General features: G+C 39.0%; 13 protein-coding genes. 10 read left to right on the forward strand and 3 right to left on the reverse strand.

Annotated features, from left to right (window positions below; all coding sequences use genetic code 11):
* Positions 1-3: 3 nt before the first annotated feature.
* Positions 4-801: an energy transducer TonB gene (locus ABN236_RS05825; RefSeq protein ID WP_349473566.1), complete on the reverse strand. Its 798-nt coding sequence runs from the start codon at positions 799-801 to the stop codon at positions 4-6.
* 171 nt (positions 802-972) lie between these two features.
* On the opposite strand from ABN236_RS05825, the gene ABN236_RS05830 reads away from it, so the two are divergent.
* From ABN236_RS05830 to ABN236_RS05850, 5 genes are all read left to right on the forward strand, one after another.
* A complete protein-coding gene (locus tag ABN236_RS05830) occupies positions 973-1521 on the forward strand; it encodes an RNA polymerase sigma factor (protein WP_099074135.1) in 549 nt (182 codons plus the stop codon).
* Positions 1511-2539 carry a FecR family protein gene (locus tag ABN236_RS05835; protein WP_227718950.1) on the forward strand — a complete coding sequence of 343 codons (1029 nt, stop codon included), beginning with the start codon at positions 1511-1513 and terminating at the stop codon, positions 2537-2539. The genes ABN236_RS05830 and ABN236_RS05835 overlap by 11 nt, the downstream gene beginning before the upstream one ends.
* Before the next feature lie 103 nt (positions 2540-2642).
* Positions 2643-5390, forward strand: a complete 2748-nt coding sequence (locus ABN236_RS05840) for a secretin and TonB N-terminal domain-containing protein (protein WP_349473567.1) — start codon at positions 2643-2645, stop codon at positions 5388-5390.
* A 63-nt stretch (positions 5391-5453) separates the two neighbouring features.
* Entirely contained in the window at positions 5454-7163 is a 1710-nt protein-coding gene (locus ABN236_RS05845) for an ABC transporter ATP-binding protein/permease (RefSeq protein WP_349473568.1), read from the forward strand.
* Positions 7153-9951 (forward strand): M16 family metallopeptidase, encoded by a 2799-nt coding sequence (locus ABN236_RS05850; protein WP_349473569.1) that lies wholly within the window; start codon positions 7153-7155, stop codon positions 9949-9951. Before ABN236_RS05845 ends, ABN236_RS05850 begins: the two co-directional genes overlap by 11 nt.
* 126 nt (positions 9952-10077) lie before the next feature.
* On the opposite strand, the gene ABN236_RS05855 is transcribed toward ABN236_RS05850, so the two are convergent.
* Positions 10078-10494, reverse strand: a complete 417-nt coding sequence (locus ABN236_RS05855; protein WP_075671373.1) for a DoxX family protein — start codon at positions 10492-10494, stop codon at positions 10078-10080.
* 269 nt (positions 10495-10763) lie between these two features.
* On the opposite strand from ABN236_RS05855, the gene ABN236_RS05860 reads away from it, so the two are divergent.
* On the forward strand, positions 10764-12782 hold the full coding sequence (locus ABN236_RS05860; protein ID WP_349473570.1) for an oxidoreductase: 2019 nt from the start codon (positions 10764-10766) through the stop codon (positions 12780-12782).
* A gap of 114 nt (positions 12783-12896) precedes the next feature.
* Here the strand turns inward: ABN236_RS05860 and sstT are convergent, their stop codons facing one another.
* Positions 12897-14150 carry a serine/threonine transporter SstT gene (gene sstT / locus ABN236_RS05865; protein WP_349473571.1) on the reverse strand — a complete coding sequence of 418 codons (1254 nt, stop codon included), beginning with the start codon at positions 14148-14150 and terminating at the stop codon, positions 12897-12899.
* Positions 14151-14886: 736 nt separating this feature from the next.
* Here sstT and ABN236_RS05870 point away from each other — a divergent pair.
* The 4 genes from ABN236_RS05870 (at position 14887) to ABN236_RS05885 (ending at position 16817) form a co-directional block, all read left to right on the forward strand.
* The gene (locus ABN236_RS05870) at positions 14887-15546 is read left to right on the forward strand and encodes a DedA family protein (RefSeq protein ID WP_088493778.1); all 660 of its coding nucleotides are present in this window, start codon (positions 14887-14889) and stop codon (positions 15544-15546) included.
* Between the two features lie 262 nt (positions 15547-15808).
* Positions 15809-16114: an ElaB/YgaM/YqjD family protein gene (locus ABN236_RS05875; protein ID WP_088493779.1), complete on the forward strand. Its 306-nt coding sequence runs from the start codon at positions 15809-15811 to the stop codon at positions 16112-16114.
* Between the two features lie 6 nt (positions 16115-16120).
* Positions 16121-16531 carry a phage holin family protein gene (locus ABN236_RS05880; protein WP_088493780.1) on the forward strand — a complete coding sequence of 137 codons (411 nt, stop codon included), beginning with the start codon at positions 16121-16123 and terminating at the stop codon, positions 16529-16531.
* A complete protein-coding gene (locus ABN236_RS05885) occupies positions 16512-16817 on the forward strand; it encodes a YqjK-like family protein (protein WP_270754392.1) in 306 nt (101 codons plus the stop codon). Before ABN236_RS05880 ends, ABN236_RS05885 begins: the two co-directional genes overlap by 20 nt.
* The last annotated feature ends 22 nt before the right edge of the window (positions 16818-16839 follow it).

Genomic DNA, 16839 nt, shown 5'->3' on the forward strand with positions numbered 1-16839 from the left:
AACTTAACTCTCTTGCCTATAATCAAAACTTAAAGGCGCTGTAAATGAAATATTCCCATTAACTAAACGGTAGCTCTCAGGTGCAGGAAATGGCGAAGCGCGTTTAATTGTATTTAAAGCCTCTTTATCAAGAAGGCGATTACCTGATGATGTTTCCACTTTCGCATCTAATAACTCACCTTTTGCATTTAACACAATAGAAACTTGTGTCACGCCCGTTGCTTTAAAGCGCAATGCTGTTCGAGGATAGCGTTTATAGGCATTAATATGGCTATGAACCAAGCTTTCCCATCCCATTTGCCCACTTACAGAAGAGGAAGATAAACTATTAAATTGAGCACTACTGCTTGTATTAGAGCCAGAAACAGGTGCGCTTGTTACATCTGATGGCGCTTCTGAGACAGGAAGATCATCAGGGACTTTTACCGCAACCGGTTTGGGTTTAACCACGGGCTTTACTTTCGGTTTTTCTGGAATGCGCTCATAAGTGCCTTGTGCTACTACTGGCATTTTAGGCAAATCTAACACTTCTTTGATAGGTTCAGGTTCTGTCTCTGCTGGCTCAGGAACAGACATCACTTTCTCAGGCCCAACAGGAACTTCTTTTGTTTCTGCCTGTGCTAATTGATAGATTCCGAGATCCATTGTCATCGCGGGTGGTAAAACGCCATGGCGTTCATCTTTAGATGTTATCCAGCCAATAGCAACAACAACTAACGTTGCATGAAATAAAATACTGGCGGTTAATCCACCAATAGAAAATGAACCACGGCGTGAAAAAGTCGCCGACATACTACTCATAATTCTTGCCTCTGATTTTCTTTCTTGTGAATTATAGGCATAATATAAACACAAATGATATTGCTTATTATTAATAATACAATAAAAAATTAGCTTGATAATTATCATAACTTGTTCGCATGAGAAGCAGTAAGAGCTTATTATTTCACTCTTTTTTAGACACCAGAGATTATGGCTAGCGATAAATCATTGGCACAAAAAATTAGTTGTGCCTATCAATCAACCTATGGACAACTTGTGCGTTTTTTCCACAAACGTACGGGTAATTACCATGACGCAGATGATTTGTCTCAAGATGTGTTTACACTATGGCTAAACAGAAAAGAACAAACACCTGTACAAGAACAGCGTGCTTTTCTGTTTAAAATAGCGAACCACGTTTTGATTGACCATTGGAGAAAAAATCAAAAGCAAAAAGATATCTATCAGGATGATTGTGAACTAGATGACGCCGCTCAAAGCTATACCACGGAGCTTGATCCGGGATATGTCCTTGAGCATCAACAGCGTTTAGATCTACTTAGCGAAGCAATTGAAACATTACCTCCACGCCGTCGAGAAGCATTTGTTCTTTATCGTTTTGATGGACTATCACAAAGCGAAATTGCAGAGCAAATGGAAATCTCAATCAGCATGGTGGAAAAACATATTGCTGCTGCCCTATTACATTGCAAAAGATATGTCGATGCAGGACAGGAGAAATGCACGAATGATGAGTAAGCCGGAGAAAAACATACCGGAAACGAAACCTCACACAGATGAGGATCTAGACTCCCATTTTTTGGAGACTAATGATGAATTACTCAATGAATCGACTGATGAGCAAGCAGCCCTTTGGTTCACCCGACAACACAGCCAAAGGATGACTCCCAAACAACGCCAAGCATTTAAAATATGGATAGAAAATGATGTAAACCGGCAAGCGTATCAAGATATTGCGGGGATCTGGCGTCAATGCGATGCATTACCACGACCAACGATAGCCACAGTTGAAAAGAAAAAACGCTCTCCTTGGCGTCCAATGATCCACACCTCTGCTACTCTTTGTTTGCTCACTGTTTTATATCTTCCTTATAGTCATTTACCTGCATTACTGATGGATAATATGACGCTTGCAACCAGCGACTTACCAAAAGAAATGACCTTAGCTGATGGCTCTAAAGTCTATTTAGACAGAAACACACAGGTAAGAGTGGCTTATGTGCAAGAAGAAAGACGGCTATGGCTAGATAAAGGACAAGCCTATTTCAAAGTTAAATCAAATCCTTATCGCCCTTTTTATGTTCATGCGGATACTCGATTAATTAAAGTTGTCGGCACTGAATTTGAAGTTAGTCGCTATGATAACCACCAAGTTAACGTTGCTGTCCATGAAGGGATTGTTGAAGTAAAAGCAGCACCAAAATCTTCCCCAGCCTATTTGTATGCAGGCTCTCAAGCCACCAGCACATTAGCAAATGACAGTTTTGTTATCTCTTCGGTCAACATTGATTCCGTGGGAAGTTGGCGTTTTGGTCAACTGCATTTTTTTGAGCGTCCATTGAATGAAGTGATAGCCAAACTCAAACCTTATCTTGATATCAATATTCAAATTTCCTCACCCGAAATTGCCAAAATGAAAGTCTCGGGGATCGCTAATATAAATAATGCCAAAGACTTTATTACCGCAATTCCACTTATATTGCCAGTTAATGTCGTTTTTACCGATAAAAATAATGCGTTAATTATCAACAAGTAAAAAGAAATATGAAAAATATTCTTTTTTACAGGTGAGGATAATTCTCATTTCACCCTCTTCCCTAGTAACAACAATTATTAAGTTAGTGAATGGGATTGGTGAAATGAAAATGAATAACAAAAAAGGGACCCTTAAGAGGTCTCTACTAGCATTGCTAATAAGTACGACTATTGCCGCACCTTGTGCTTATGCATCTACAGTTTCGGTGGCTTTACCAGAACAGTCTTTGGCTGATTCATTAAGTGCCATTGCAAAACAAGGGCAAGTACAAATTTTATTTGATGCAAGTTCGGTCAAAAACCTGCGTGCTCCAGCACTTTCAGGTCAATTTGAAACTCAAACTGCATTACAAAAAGTCTTAATTGGTAGCGGGTTAGAAATTATTCCACAAGGTAGTGGATTTGTTATTCGTCCCCTTGCAACAACTAACGCGATTGTTATTCCTGAAGTTAAAGTCACAGGTGTTGGTAGTACTTATCACCCAGCTACCGATGTCGTTTCCGCACCACAATACATCACCGCAGAAGAGATAAAACAGCGTAATACCGGTGATGGAAACGTAACTGACTTACTGAAAAGTAACCCTGCTGTTCAATTTTCCAATAATGACAGCACATCAATGAATCAGGGTGAAATTAAACCTTCACGTATTTCTATTCATGGCTCTAGCAGTTATCAAAACTCTTATAAGCTTGATGGTGTCAGCTTTAATAATGACTTTGACCCAGCAAACTCAGGTAATGGAGAAACCAACACTCGTATTAGTAGTGATGAGCAAGGTATGTATCTTGATAGTCGCTTAATTGATAGCGTCGCGGTTTACGATAACAACATTCCTGTTGAGTTTGGTGGTTTTACTGGCGGGACTGTCGAAGTACAAAGCCGTCGCTGGTCAGGCGAAACTCATGCCAATGCCTATTACCGCACAACACGCTCAAGCTGGAACAATATTTTTACTGATCCAAAGCTGAATTTTGATACAGCTAATAATGATTTTAGTAACCCTGCTCGTTTCCAGAAAAAATATGATAAACAAAACTTTGGTGGTTGGTTTGAAACGAGTCTAACTGACAATACGGGGCTAATTTTCTCTGCATCACGTCGTGAATCAACCATTCCGATGATGATTAGTGCAGAGGGTGGAATTATCCTTACGCCAGATGGCCAGTTAGAACAAGTTGAACAAACTCCACATTATCGCGACCAGACCCGTACTTCCGATAACTATTTTATTAAATATTCATGGGATATTTCAGAAAAACAAACCTTTGATTTATCAACAAATATCGCACGATACAAAAGCTATTTATTCTCAGGTTCAGTCTATAACTCAGGCTATGATAATGAGCATAATGGTTTAAGTTTTACTGCACTCTATAAACATCAGCTTGATCTTGGTTCATTAGAATTAACTGCAGGTTATCAAAACCTTGAAGACAAGCGTTCTAATGATCAAGACTACTTTGTCACCATAAAAGACTATACCGATTGGCAAAACCCACAGCAGATAAGCAGTGGTGGTCAAGGCGATTTGAAGAGCAAACAAGAAACCTACAATGCCAAAAGTATCATGCGATTTAACCCAATTGAATGGGGCTCGGTTAGCCATCAGCCAACAACAGGTTTTGAAGTTAGCCGTACTAAAGGCTCTTATGTTCGAGATAAAACCTATTACAACCATACCTATACTGGCTCCACATGGGATGATCAGTGGATGGGTTCATTACAACAAACAACCCGTTTCTTAGCGGGTACACATGATGCTTCATATACCAACTACGCAATTTATGTTGACGATAATCTCCAATATAAGCGCTTAACTCTGCGTCCAGGTATTCGTTTAGATAGAGATGATTTTGTTCAAAAAAATAATATCTCTCCACGTTTAAGTGGTACCTATGATATTTGGGGTACAGGTAATACCTTAATTATTGGTGGTATAAACCGTTATTATGGCCGTTCAATGCTGACTTATGCACTTTATGGCGCACAGAACGCAGGCTTACAGCATTGCTACTACTCTTGTGATAACGATAATCCAAATGATTGGGAAAACCGTACCGACTTTGAAGGTGTTGATTCACTAAAAACACCTTATAACGATGAGCTGACACTAGGCTTGCAACAAGAAATTGCATCAACCACTTGGCGTTTACAATACGTTCATCGTGAAGGTCGTGATGAAGTTCGTAGTGATACCAAATATCCAAATGACAAAGATAAAATAAGAATTCGCCATTTTAATAATAATGGACGCAGTACTCACGATACCTTAACGCTTTCTGTGAAAAACAGTCAGCCTTGGGAACTAGCACACGCCGATCATGTTTTTAATGCCTCTATTAGCTGGCAAAAAAGTAAAACAAATACGCCTAAAGACTCTGGTTATGCCAACTTCGATCCTAGTGCACAAGGGATGAACTACGACAAAGTATGGTATGACGGAAAAATCATCAATGCCAAAGACTTACCTTCTGGCAATTTTAACTCACCATTAAAAGTTACCGCTGAACTTACCAGTGTTTGGGATGATTTGGATTTGACTTGGTATAACCGTCTTCAATGGAATGGCGCTCGTTCACAAGCGGAGAAAGCCAATAATGGCTCCCCAAGACCAAGTGAATATGGCCCATTATTCGAATACAAAAAACGTAATTACAGCAGTCGTTTTTCTTGGGATACCAAATTGGGTTGGAAACCTGAATTTGCTTATGGCGTAGGTATCTCTGTTGAAGTGAATAACGTCCTTAACACTAAAAATGTAACTGACTACTTCACTTATCAAGATAAAGATTACAAATCGTATGAACCAGGTCGTCAGTTCTGGTTACAAGTCAGCTACGACTATTAATAAATTGACGAAGTTAATGTGAGCAACCAAGTCGATACACAATAAAAATATGACCAATAAGCAATGAAAACAATAAAACAATTTTTCTATTTAGTTTCACCTTTTTGGGGGCGGCGTGCCGCCCTTTACTGCTGGTTTCTATTGATTGTCTCTTTGACCTTAACCCTGTCATCCGTCTGGTTTAACGTCAAAATGAATGAATGGAATGGTGGTTTTTATAACGCATTACAACAACTTGATGGGCAAGCGCTCTACAAGCTTCTTCAACAATTTGTCATTATCATTGCGGGATTAATTACTGTTGTGGTAATGGGCGATTTCTTACGCCAAAAAATGGTTATTCGCTGGCGAGAAGGTATGACTGAACAAGTGCTTGATCGCTGGTTATCAAAAAACAGTAAGCACTACATGTTAAGACTAACTTCTCAAGAGCCTGATAACCCGGATCAGCGTATTGCAGAAGATATTCGTTTACTGATTGAATCAACAATGCGTTTAACCGTGACATTTTTGCACTCGTTACTCACGCTTATCTCTTTTGCTACCATTCTTTGGTCACTGTCTGGCGCTATCTCTTTCACATTAGGAGGTAGCGAGTGGACAATTCCTGGCTATATGTTCTGGGCTTGTATTATCTATACCATTATCGGGATCACCATTACGCAATTAATTGGTTCACCATTGCGTAAAATTAATATGGATAAACAGCGCAAAGAAGCTGATTACCGTACTGCGCTCATCACCCGAAAACAACATGGCGATGCGATTGCAGGTCAACGTGGCGAAATCAGTGATCGCAACGAATTAATGAGCCGTTTTCTAGGGGTTATTCATAACTGGAATAACCTTATTCGCTACGAAAGAAATCTCGCATTCTTTACGGTGGGCTATCAACAAGCTACTGCAATGGCGCCAATTATTTTCGCCTTACCTAAATTCCTTGCTGGTGAATTAATGCTAGGGGGATTAATGCAGTTGAGACAAGCATTCTCTAGTGTTGCAGGTGCATTGAGTTGGTTTATTTTCTCGTATAAAGAGATTGCCGCATGGCAAGCAACAGTGACACGTCTTTATAATTTTGTGGTGCTGTTAGAACACGATCATGAACCGGAAGTCGCTGATTTAAATGATAAACAGACTAAATTAAAAGCCAATCTTTCCCTATTTATGCAAGATGATAGCTTGTTAATCCAAGACATTAACTTCTCGGTAAAAGCGGGTGAGTTAACTGTTATTGAAGGTTGCTCTGGTTTAGGCAAATCAACACTGCTTAGAGCATTAAGTGGACATTGGCCTTATTTCAAAGGGGATATTCAACGCTCGCCAAATGTATGTTGGGTCCCACAACGTATGTATCTGCCTTTTGCACGTTTAGACAGTTTGCTCGCTTATCCTTGTCAGCCTAATCAGTTCTCCGCCAAAGAGTACGAAGAAGTGCTTCATTTAGTGGGCTTAGACAAAATAAAAAATCAACTTTCACTAGAAACTGATTGGACAACACGCCTATCCGGTGGTGAACAACAACGCCTTATTTTTGCTCGTTTATTACTCAATAAACCTGAACTTATTTTATTAGATGAAACCACTTCTGCACTTGATGAACAAAATGCATTAAACATGTTGCGGTTACTAAAACAACATCTGCCAACCGCAGGTATTGCCTTAGTCAGCCACCAGCGCTTTACACATGTGATTGCAGATAATGTGATTTCACTTAAAGCCCCTACCGTGTCCTCCTCTCAACCTGCTGGAGCTACCGAATATGTATCGTAAATTACTGATTGTTTCAGTCAGTCTTTCACTTTTAGGGTGTGCAGCAAGCACCCCTAATCAAAATGACAAGAATACGCTATTACTGCGCCCTGATGTTCGCCATTTTACGCTAGATAATGGTTTAGACGTCTACTTACTACAACGCCCACAAACCGGTGTTGAAATGCGCCTCCTAGTAAAAAGTGGCTCGGTTCAAGAAGATGAAAAACAGCTCGGTTTTTCACACTTTACTGAACATATGGCATTTAAAGGTACAACCCATTTTCCGGGTACAACGGGCTTTAAACAGCTTGAAAGCCTAGGCATGAAATTAGGTAGTCACGTTAATGCCGCGACAAGTTTAAATGCGACAACGTATAAACTGTCATTACCGAATGCAAATCCGATCCAAATTAAAACAGGGTTAAAAATCTTATCAGACTGGGCTTTTGAAATGACATTTGACCCGATTGAGTTTGATAAAGAGCGTCCAGTTATTGTTGAAGAATGGCGATTACGTCAAGGCATTGGTTTTCGTATTAATCGCCAGTTAGAAGAATTGCGTTATTACGGTAGCCGTTATCTGGATCGTGATCCTATTGGCGATTTAGAAATTGTTAAACATGGCGATGTGAAAGATGCAAAGCGTTATTACGATACTTGGTATCAACCAGAAAGAATGGCATTAGTACTGGTCGGTAACTTTAATCAGGGCGATGCTATTGCTGATATAAAGCAATTGTTTAATGCTAAAAATAGCGAGAATAAAGGGATTGATGATCCATCTTGGCACAACTTTATCGATCATAAAGATCTACTGGTCAAAACGATTTTCGACAAAGAGCAAGGTTCGCGTATTTTACAGTTCACCTTGCAACGTACTTTGCCAGCCCCTTTAAATAGTCGCCAAGGCCAATATGAAGATTTAATGGATTCATTATGGCTATCTATTTTAAATCAACGTTTCTCCACTATCGTTGATAATGGATTAATGGCTTCTATTAGCGCCAATGCTCAAGGTGCAATGTTAGACTCTCGCCGTTCACAACAATTGATGATTGCGCACCCTAAAGGTAATGATTACCAAGGTGCATTAGATATCTTATTTACAGAAGTTCAACGCCTCGCTTCCGTTCCAGTAACTCAAGAAGAGTTAGATAATGCTCGCAACGCGATGCTAAAACGTCTAAGCCAACAAGCAGCTGGTGAAGAGCGTTACGAGCACGATTATTTAGCCAATCAAATCACAACAGCTATTGAATTGGATATGCCAATTCAAACGAAAAAACAGGCGCTAAATTTAAGCTATCAATTAATCAATAAAGTGACTCCTGAAACATTGTCAGCTTATTTTGCTCAATATCTAAAACAATCATCACCACGAGTTGCTGTGATTGGCCCTGATAATGATGCTAATGTGTTTAATGCAACTAAAGCTGCGCAACGTTGGCAAGAAATTAGACAATCAAATCCGGGTGCATTTACCCTAGAAACGCAAGCCGTTGTACTCGATATTAAACCTGAGCTCACAGGTTCAGTCGTTTCAACGCAATCACTTCCGATTGAAAAAACGCAAGAATGGACACTGAGCAATAATGTAAAAGTGATTGTGAAAAATGACAGTTATCTCAAAGATAATATTCAAGTTTCACTGCGTATTCCGGGTGGCTCTTCACTTGAAACAAACCAAAGCTTAGGCATGGTGCAATGGGCATTAAAATTACCGGAAGTAAGCGGATATGGTAATTATAATGCGCGTGAATTAGCGTTATTTACCAAGCAACACCAGATCAGTTTGCACCCTTATAGCGAACTGTTATTTCATGGTTTTCGTGGTGAAGCGCCAATTGATGAATTAGAAACCTTGCTAACACTGATGCATCTAAAAATTACGTCGCCACAGTTTAACGGTGAGAAATTAGAGCAACAAAAGCAAGCCATGGCATTAGGTATTTCAAAAACACCTGTTGAACGTACTTTCTTGGATAATATCAATAAAGAAAGCTATCAAAATGGTGATCGCTTAGTGGTTTCTCCACAAGGTGCTTGGAAACAGTTTACTGCTCAACAATTACAGCAAACAAACCAAATGATCTTAGGTCAACCTGCTGATATGACATTAGTTATCAGTGGTCCTGTCAATCTAAATCAAGTTAAACCTCTGGTTGAACGCTGGATTGCGAGTCTGCCAACACGTTCAGAGCAACGCTTATTTTGGGCAGATCCCGCCATTAATCCTAAACTCACTTCATTTAGCAAAACATATCCTATTGCAAGTAGTGATAAGAGCATGATTAGCATTCAATATGCGGCACCTGCTCAATGGTCACAGCAACAAGTATTAGCGCTAAATTTACTGGATACGGTGATCAGCCAACGTTTAAGACTCAACCTACGTGAAAGAGCAGGCGGTATTTATTCACTTGGTTTCTCTGAAATGTTAACGAAAGTGCCTACAAGCTACTATACTGGTCGTTTAAACTTTACAGCATCACCTGAACGTGCAGATGAATTAATCACTCTCGCTCGCAAAGTCGTGAATGAAGTTAAGCAATCAGGCATTACAGATAAAGAGTTACAAGAGGCTAAAAATATCTGGCTAACTGAAAATTCACAGGTAAATGATAGTGCAAGTTATTGGACAGAGGCTCTTGCTCAAGTTGCAACGGATGACCAACAGTATCAGCGTTTACTCACTGATCCTGCCATTATAAAAACATTAAGTGTTAACGATATAAACCAAGTAGCTCGCCAATGGTTAGGTGAAAATGAAAAGGTCTTTAAGTTAACGCCAGCAACTCAAAAATAAGCCATCAAGTTGCTTAAAATAAAACGCCCAGATCGAGTCTGCATATAGCGTGAGATCTGGGCGTTTATTCATCTATTTTAATCAAGTTACAGCAATAATATTCAAATTTATTGATTATTAAATTTATTAATCTTTTTTCACTGCAAAACGGCCACTACCTAAAAACATCACCGCAATCGCAGCAAATAGGTAAAAACCAGCGCTTTCTGGTGCCCATCCCCCTGTTTTAGGATTTAATGCAAATAAATCACCAGAGTGAACCATTAAGACAGCAACAAACATTGTACCTGCTAAAACAAGTGCTGATGCACGAGTAAATAGACCTATAATCAGTAAGATAGGTGCAACCACTTCCCCAATCACCGTACCATAGGCAATAAAGGCAGGTAGATTAAAATTAGCCAACATGCCCTGAATACCAGCTAATCCGCCCGGTTCCATTTTATGAAGCCCATGTAATAACATTAAAACGCCAAGAGAAACACGTAATACAAGTTTACCCAAGTCAGAACAGTCAACAAGTTGATTAAATTTATTAATCATAACGTCTCCAAATTCAAAATAGTGATGTATGTTTTTAATACGTATTAATAGGTACACTACATTATATGATGAAATATTATGAATGAGTGTGATTTTTATTATCACTATTTGTTCTCATTAACTAATCACTTAGATTATTATTGCTTTATAACGTGCTATTCACCTTTTCCATGATTAAGATCACAACTTTTTAACATAATAAACTCTTAATCACTCACTTCTCGTTATGCTATAGATATCTCATCTGACCAGTCTAAAAAGGGTATCTGATGGCACATTATTCTCATCTATTTTCGCCGCTTGATTTGGGGTTCACTGTACTTAAAAACCGTATTCTTATGGGCTCTATGCATACTGGACTCGAAGAAAATATAAATGATGCTCCAAAACTTGCACAGTTTTATGCCCAACGTGCAGCAGCAGGTGTTGCACTAATAGTGACTGGAGGGATCTCTCCCAATAAACAAGGTGTGTTATTACCACATGCTGCGACATTGATGTCCGAAAGCCAACTGGCGACTCATCAGCTTGTTACTAATGCAGTTCATCAGCAAGGAGGTAAAATTGCTTTACAGATCTTGCATACTGGTCGTTATAGTTACCAACCGAACTTAGTTGCCCCTTCTGCTATTCAATCTCCAATAACCCCTTTTATGCCAACAGAAATGAGTCATGAACAAATCGAACAAACTATCGATGACTACATTCACTGTGCTCAATTAGCCCAAAAAGCGGGCTATGATGGCGTTGAGATAATGGGCTCTGAAGGCTATTTAATTAATCAGTTTTTAGTCAGACATACTAATCAGCGAGACGATCAATGGGGTGGAAATATTGAAAATCGTTGTCGTTTCGCTTTACGTATTCTTGAAGGTATAAAAAAAGCAGTCGGTGAGCAGTTTATTATTATTTACCGTCTTTCTATGTTGGATTTAATTAAAGATGGCTCAGATGCATCAGAGGTACTTTATCTTGCCAAAGCCGTAGAGAAGGCAGGTGCTACAATGATCAATACAGGGATCGGTTGGCACGAAGCGCGAATTCCAACTATTGCCACGATGGTACCAAGAGGTCAATTTGCGAATGTAACACGCGAATTAATGGGAAAAGTGAATATCCCTCTTATTACATCAAACCGCATTAACACACCACAAACCGCAGAAGCTATTTTAGCAGAAGGCTGTGCTGATATGGTTTCTATGGCTCGCCCTTTTCTTGCTGATCCTGAATTCGTACTTAAAGCACAACAAGGACGTGAAGATGAAATCAATACTTGCATTGCTTGTAATCAAGCGTGCCTTGATGAAATATTTTCAGGTCAAACAGCCTCTTGTTTGGTTAATCCTTTTGCTTGCCGAGAAACCGAACTTCTGGTTATTCCAACCCAACAGCCTAAAAAATTAGCGGTTGTTGGTGCTGGTCCTGCGGGATTATCTTTTGCAGTAACTGCTGCGAAACGTGGCCATCATGTCACGCTGTTTGAAAAAGAAGATGTTATTGGTGGGCAACTGAACATTGCTAGCCAAATCCCCGGTAAAGAAGAGTTTCAAGAAACCCTACGTTACTTTAAACGGCAACTACAACTCACGGGTGTCATTGTTAAAAATAATACTGAAGCCACTCCTCATCATCTTAAAAACTTTGACGAGGTTATTTTAGCCAGTGGTGTTACTCCTCACAGCCCAGACATTGAAGGGCAAGATAATGAGATAGTTAAAACTTACCTTGATGTTTTAAAACACCATCAACCTGTGGGTAAAAATGTGGTGATTGTTGGTAGCGGAGGTATTGGCTTTGATACTGGTCTTTATCTTACGCAAAAAGGGCAATGCAGTAGCTTAAGTCCTTGTGCTTTTAACAAAGAATGGGGCATTGATCCGACGCTTTCATCTCGTGGTGGCATCAAGCCCGCAGATCACTTTAAAGACGATACTAAACACATTGTGATGACACAGCGTAAAGCCGGAAAGATAGGTTTAAGTTTGGGTAAAACAACAGGTTGGATACACAGGCTAACATTAGAGAAAAAAGGCGTTAAATTCTTAACACACTGTCATTATCAAAAAATTACGCCAGAAGGTCTTGTGGTTGAACAAGATGGCAAACAACAACTTCTTATGGCTGATAATATTATATTGTGTACAGGACAACGCGCTTATCACCCTTTATTTTCACCTTTAGAAAAAGAAAACAAAATAGTTCATCTTATTGGCGGAGCGAAAGATGCCAGTGCATTAGATGCAAAACGCGCTATTAGACAAGGAACTGAGCTAGCACTCGCCATTTAAATCGTGAACATGACGATAAAATAGCAAAAAGAAACCCCACATAAATGTGGGGTTCTATTTTTTATTATTGATTATTATTTTTACAGCATCTTCCTGTCTTACTACTTACCCTTTTTACCCATTATTTTTTTCAGTTAATGGATTATCTGAAATACGATTATCTTCAGCAATACAGACTGTTGCAGTAAAGAGAACGTCTGTTGATGAGTTAAGTGCCGTTTCTGCTGAATCTTGTAATACACCAATCATCACACCTACTGCAACCACTTGCATAGCGATATCATTGCTAATACCGAACATGCTACAAGCCAGTGGAATTAACAGTAAAGAACCCCCAGCAACACCCGATGCACCACATGCACAAATTGCAGCAACAAGGCTTAATAACAATGCAGTTGGTACATCAACAGGCATACCCAGTGTATTTACTGCGGCTAATGTCAAAATAGTGATAGTAATCGCCGCACCACCCATATTGATGGTTGCACCTAATGGAATTGAAACAGAATAAGTATCTTCGTTTAAATTCATACGACGACACATTGCCATATTCACAGGAATGTTTGCTGCTGAGCTACGTGTAAAGAAGGCTGTTACACCACTTTCCCGCAAACATGCCCACACTAATGGATATGGATTACTGCGAATTTTCCAAAATACAATCAATGGGTTCACGACTAAAGCAACAAACAGCATACAGCCAAGTAGTACCACAAGAACTTGTAAGTAACCTGCGAGAACTTCAAAGCCTGTTGTTGCGATAGTTGATGACACTAGACCAAAAATACCGATAGGTGCTAAACGAATAACAACACGTACTACGTTCGTTACTGCGTCAGCTAAATCTTGCGTTAAGGCTTTAGTGGTATCTTTTGCGTGGCGTAATGCTAAGCCCAGCCCGATAGACCACGCTAGAATACCCATATAGTTACCATTGATAAGTGCATCAACAGGGTTTGCGACCACATTAATTAATACGCCTTTAAGCACTTCAGCAATATTTTCAGGTGGTGACAGTTGTGATTCATTAACAACCAGCGTTAAAACGGATGGGAACATAAAGCTTGCAACAACTGCGGTTAACGCAGCAAAGAACGTTGCTAACAGATATAAAATTAATACTGGGCGAATATTCGATTTTTGCCCTTGACGGTGATTAGCAATCGAAGCCATAACCAGTACCCATACTAAGACAGGTGCTACAGCTTTCAATGCACTAATAAACAGGGTACCTAGTAAGCTCATCATCTTGGCAGCTTCTGGTGCTAACCAAGCAAGTAAGATCCCTGCAACTAAACCAATGAGTATTTGTTTGACGAGGCTTCCCTTAAAGAACAGGCTGAAGACTCTGGATTGTTGTTTATCCATAGCTATTCCATTACTTAAAATAATATTTAAAAAAGGCATTATTGAGTGTTTGCAATGCCAGTATAAGGAATTGAATCGCGCTGAAAAGCTGATTATGCAAAATATACAGCATTAACCGTTTTTGTTAACAATAAAATAACATAACTGTGATCATAATAGGATTTTGTTCTTTTTAGCATACCAACGCGAAATGAAAGAAATTATTATTATCAGTAAGTTATACTTCGTTATCTTACTTACTTTTTATTTTATTTCTTTTCTTTTTGGTTTTTTTAATCAACTGATAGTCTTTTTTGTTAACATTATAACTAACAATTATCCGCTCTAATCACCCTTGTTTTGAATAAATAATAAACAGTAAAAGACGAACAATATAAACAAGATAACGTTTTATTTTCTCTCAATTAATATTAAAAATTTATCTTTTATCATCTAACTAAGACATGAAACGCCGTTTTTTATTATCCATTGTCTTAAGGTTTTCTTTTAAAAAATTCCCTACCCTGAACTCAAAAAGAGATTAGATGTCTATTTTTGAAGACTCAATACCTATATGTAACTCGTGTAGTCATCGAGTTGAAAAATTTTCTGTCTAGTTTTTCCTGATTTTGTTAGAGTGTTGCTGTTTTAAACAATGAAAAATAGACCCTATGAAGTAGAAAACGGGTAAATAGATTACAACACCTATTGATTTTATATTTACCCCCAAATGACTCAGTTTTAGGAAGCCTTTTATATGGAAATCGTAAGAGAGCTATTCTTGGCGCTATGGCATCAAGATTACGAAACCTTAGCTAATCCTTCATTAATATGGATTATCTACATTTTATTATTCACCATACTATTCCTAGAAAACGGAGTATTGCCCGCAGCTTTCTTACCAGGAGATAGCTTATTAATTTTAGTGGGCGTGTTAATTGCTAAAGATACAATGGATTTTCCATTGACCTTACTTATTTTGACCGCAGGAGCGAGCCTAGGTTGTTGGTTGGGCTATCTTCAAGGGCGATGGCTTGGAAATACGAAATTAGTACGCAGTTGGTTATCGCATCTACCTGAACATTACCACCAACGCGCACATGGGCTTTTTCATCGTCATGGCTTAGCTGCATTACTTATTGGTCGCTTTTTAGCGTTCGTTAGAACATTGTTACCAACAATTGCTGGCCTTGCGGGGTTAAATAATACTCGCTTTCAAATTTTCAATTGGTTAAGTGGACTTTTATGGGTCGGTATACTGACCACATTGGGTTATATATTAGGTAACAGCCCACTATTTCGTCAGTACGAACACCATTTAATGAATATCCTTATGCTATTACCTGTTTGCCTATTAGTGATGGGATTAATTGGTAGCATCTGGGTTGTTATTAAAAAGAAAAAAGCGAAAGTGTAAAATCTTCAAATAATATAAAGATATTCCGACTACCATAAAAAGCAGTAAGAAAAAATGACAAAGGCCTGTTTCATTTAATTGAACAGGCCTTTATTTTATTTCGCTATACACTCGCCTTAACCCCCTCTCACTCTTTTAACTGCGGATATCTATTAAGATTTATCTCTTTTTTTTACCAATAAGTCGTTATTTAATTTCATTAAGCGGTAAAATTAGTCTATTGTTATAAGTATCACATCTATCTCTATTAAAGGAGTTAATTATGTCTCATCAACGTTCAAATGAAGATCTGCGCGGTGAATTAAAATCTCTTGCTGATACTCTAGAAGAAGTGCTGAACTCCTCTGCAGATAAATCCAAAGAAGAAATCCAAAGCCTGCGTGCAAAAGCAGAATCGGCGATAAAAGGCTCTCGTGCAAAACTTAGCGATGCAGGTCGAGAAATTGTCGATAACACCAAAGAAATTGCCGGAAAAGCGGATAACTATGTTCGTGAAAACCCATGGACAGGTGTCGGTATTGGTGCGGCTGTTGGTGTTGTTCTTGGTGTTCTACTAGCAAAACGCTAATTTATAATGAGTGATACTCAAAGACCACAGGGCCCCGCATCCGGGGTTCTGAATTCTCTCAGTAAAATTGGCGCTATTATGATAGGCATGGTTGAAACTCGCCTACGACTAATCGCCATTGAACTGGAAGAAGAAAAAACGACCCTGATCCAGCTTATTTTAATGGCTGGTGTCACACTGTTACTCACCGCCTTTGGCCTAATGAGCCTGCTTATACTGATTTTTTGGGTTATTCCACCTGAATATCGAGTCTATGCTTTAGCCATCACAACCGCTACTTTACTTTTCTGTGCACTGATTGGTGCCATCATGACATTAAGAAAAGCACGAAATTCCACCTTGTTGGGCGATACTCGCCAGCAATTGGAATTAGATAAACGTCTTTTGGAGCAATATCATGATGAACAGACAAAATAAGCAAGCGATCCTCGCAAGACGTAAAAAGCTGTTGTTGAATAAAATTCAGCAACAGCGCTCTGATTTAGGGCAAAGCACACAAACTTGGCTTGATGTGACAGAACCTTATGATAAAGCGTGGCGAATTTTAGTCTCTTTAAAACCCGTATTTCTAGTCGGTGCGAGTGTTATCTCGCTTTACAGTATTAAACACCCTAAAAAAATCATACGGTTGGGACAACGTGCCATCGGTGCAATTGGCCTCATTCGAGCAATACAGAAGTCCTTCAAAAAAACCTCAGATTGAACATCAATTTTTTTGTCTAAGA

Source organism: Proteus sp. fly-1013, assembly GCF_040140245.1.
Lineage (GTDB): Bacteria > Pseudomonadota > Gammaproteobacteria > Enterobacterales > Enterobacteriaceae > Proteus > Proteus mirabilis_B.

What these genes read in the sequence shown, in the direction of transcription:
- ABN236_RS05855 (WP_075671373.1), bottom strand. Translation starts at nt 10,494, where the DNA reads ATGATTAATAAATTTAATCAACTTGTTGACTGTTCTGACTTGGGTAAA.
- ABN236_RS05860 (WP_349473570.1), top strand. Translation starts at nt 10,764, where the DNA reads ATGGCACATTATTCTCATCTATTTTCGCCGCTTGATTTGGGGTTCACT.
- ABN236_RS05830 (WP_099074135.1), top strand. Translation starts at nt 973, where the DNA reads ATGGCTAGCGATAAATCATTGGCACAAAAAATTAGTTGTGCCTATCAA.
- ABN236_RS05850 (WP_349473569.1), top strand. Translation starts at nt 7,153, where the DNA reads ATGTATCGTAAATTACTGATTGTTTCAGTCAGTCTTTCACTTTTAGGG.
- ABN236_RS05835 (WP_227718950.1), top strand. Translation starts at nt 1,511, where the DNA reads ATGATGAGTAAGCCGGAGAAAAACATACCGGAAACGAAACCTCACACA.
- ABN236_RS05845 (WP_349473568.1), top strand. Translation starts at nt 5,454, where the DNA reads ATGAAAACAATAAAACAATTTTTCTATTTAGTTTCACCTTTTTGGGGG.
- sstT (WP_349473571.1), bottom strand. Translation starts at nt 14,150, where the DNA reads ATGGATAAACAACAATCCAGAGTCTTCAGCCTGTTCTTTAAGGGAAGC.
- ABN236_RS05840 (WP_349473567.1), top strand. Translation starts at nt 2,643, where the DNA reads ATGAAAATGAATAACAAAAAAGGGACCCTTAAGAGGTCTCTACTAGCA.
- ABN236_RS05880 (WP_088493780.1), top strand. Translation starts at nt 16,121, where the DNA reads ATGAGTGATACTCAAAGACCACAGGGCCCCGCATCCGGGGTTCTGAAT.
- ABN236_RS05885 (WP_270754392.1), top strand. Translation starts at nt 16,512, where the DNA reads ATGATGAACAGACAAAATAAGCAAGCGATCCTCGCAAGACGTAAAAAG.
- ABN236_RS05870 (WP_088493778.1), top strand. Translation starts at nt 14,887, where the DNA reads ATGGAAATCGTAAGAGAGCTATTCTTGGCGCTATGGCATCAAGATTAC.
- ABN236_RS05875 (WP_088493779.1), top strand. Translation starts at nt 15,809, where the DNA reads ATGTCTCATCAACGTTCAAATGAAGATCTGCGCGGTGAATTAAAATCT.
- ABN236_RS05825 (WP_349473566.1), bottom strand. Translation starts at nt 801, where the DNA reads ATGAGTAGTATGTCGGCGACTTTTTCACGCCGTGGTTCATTTTCTATT.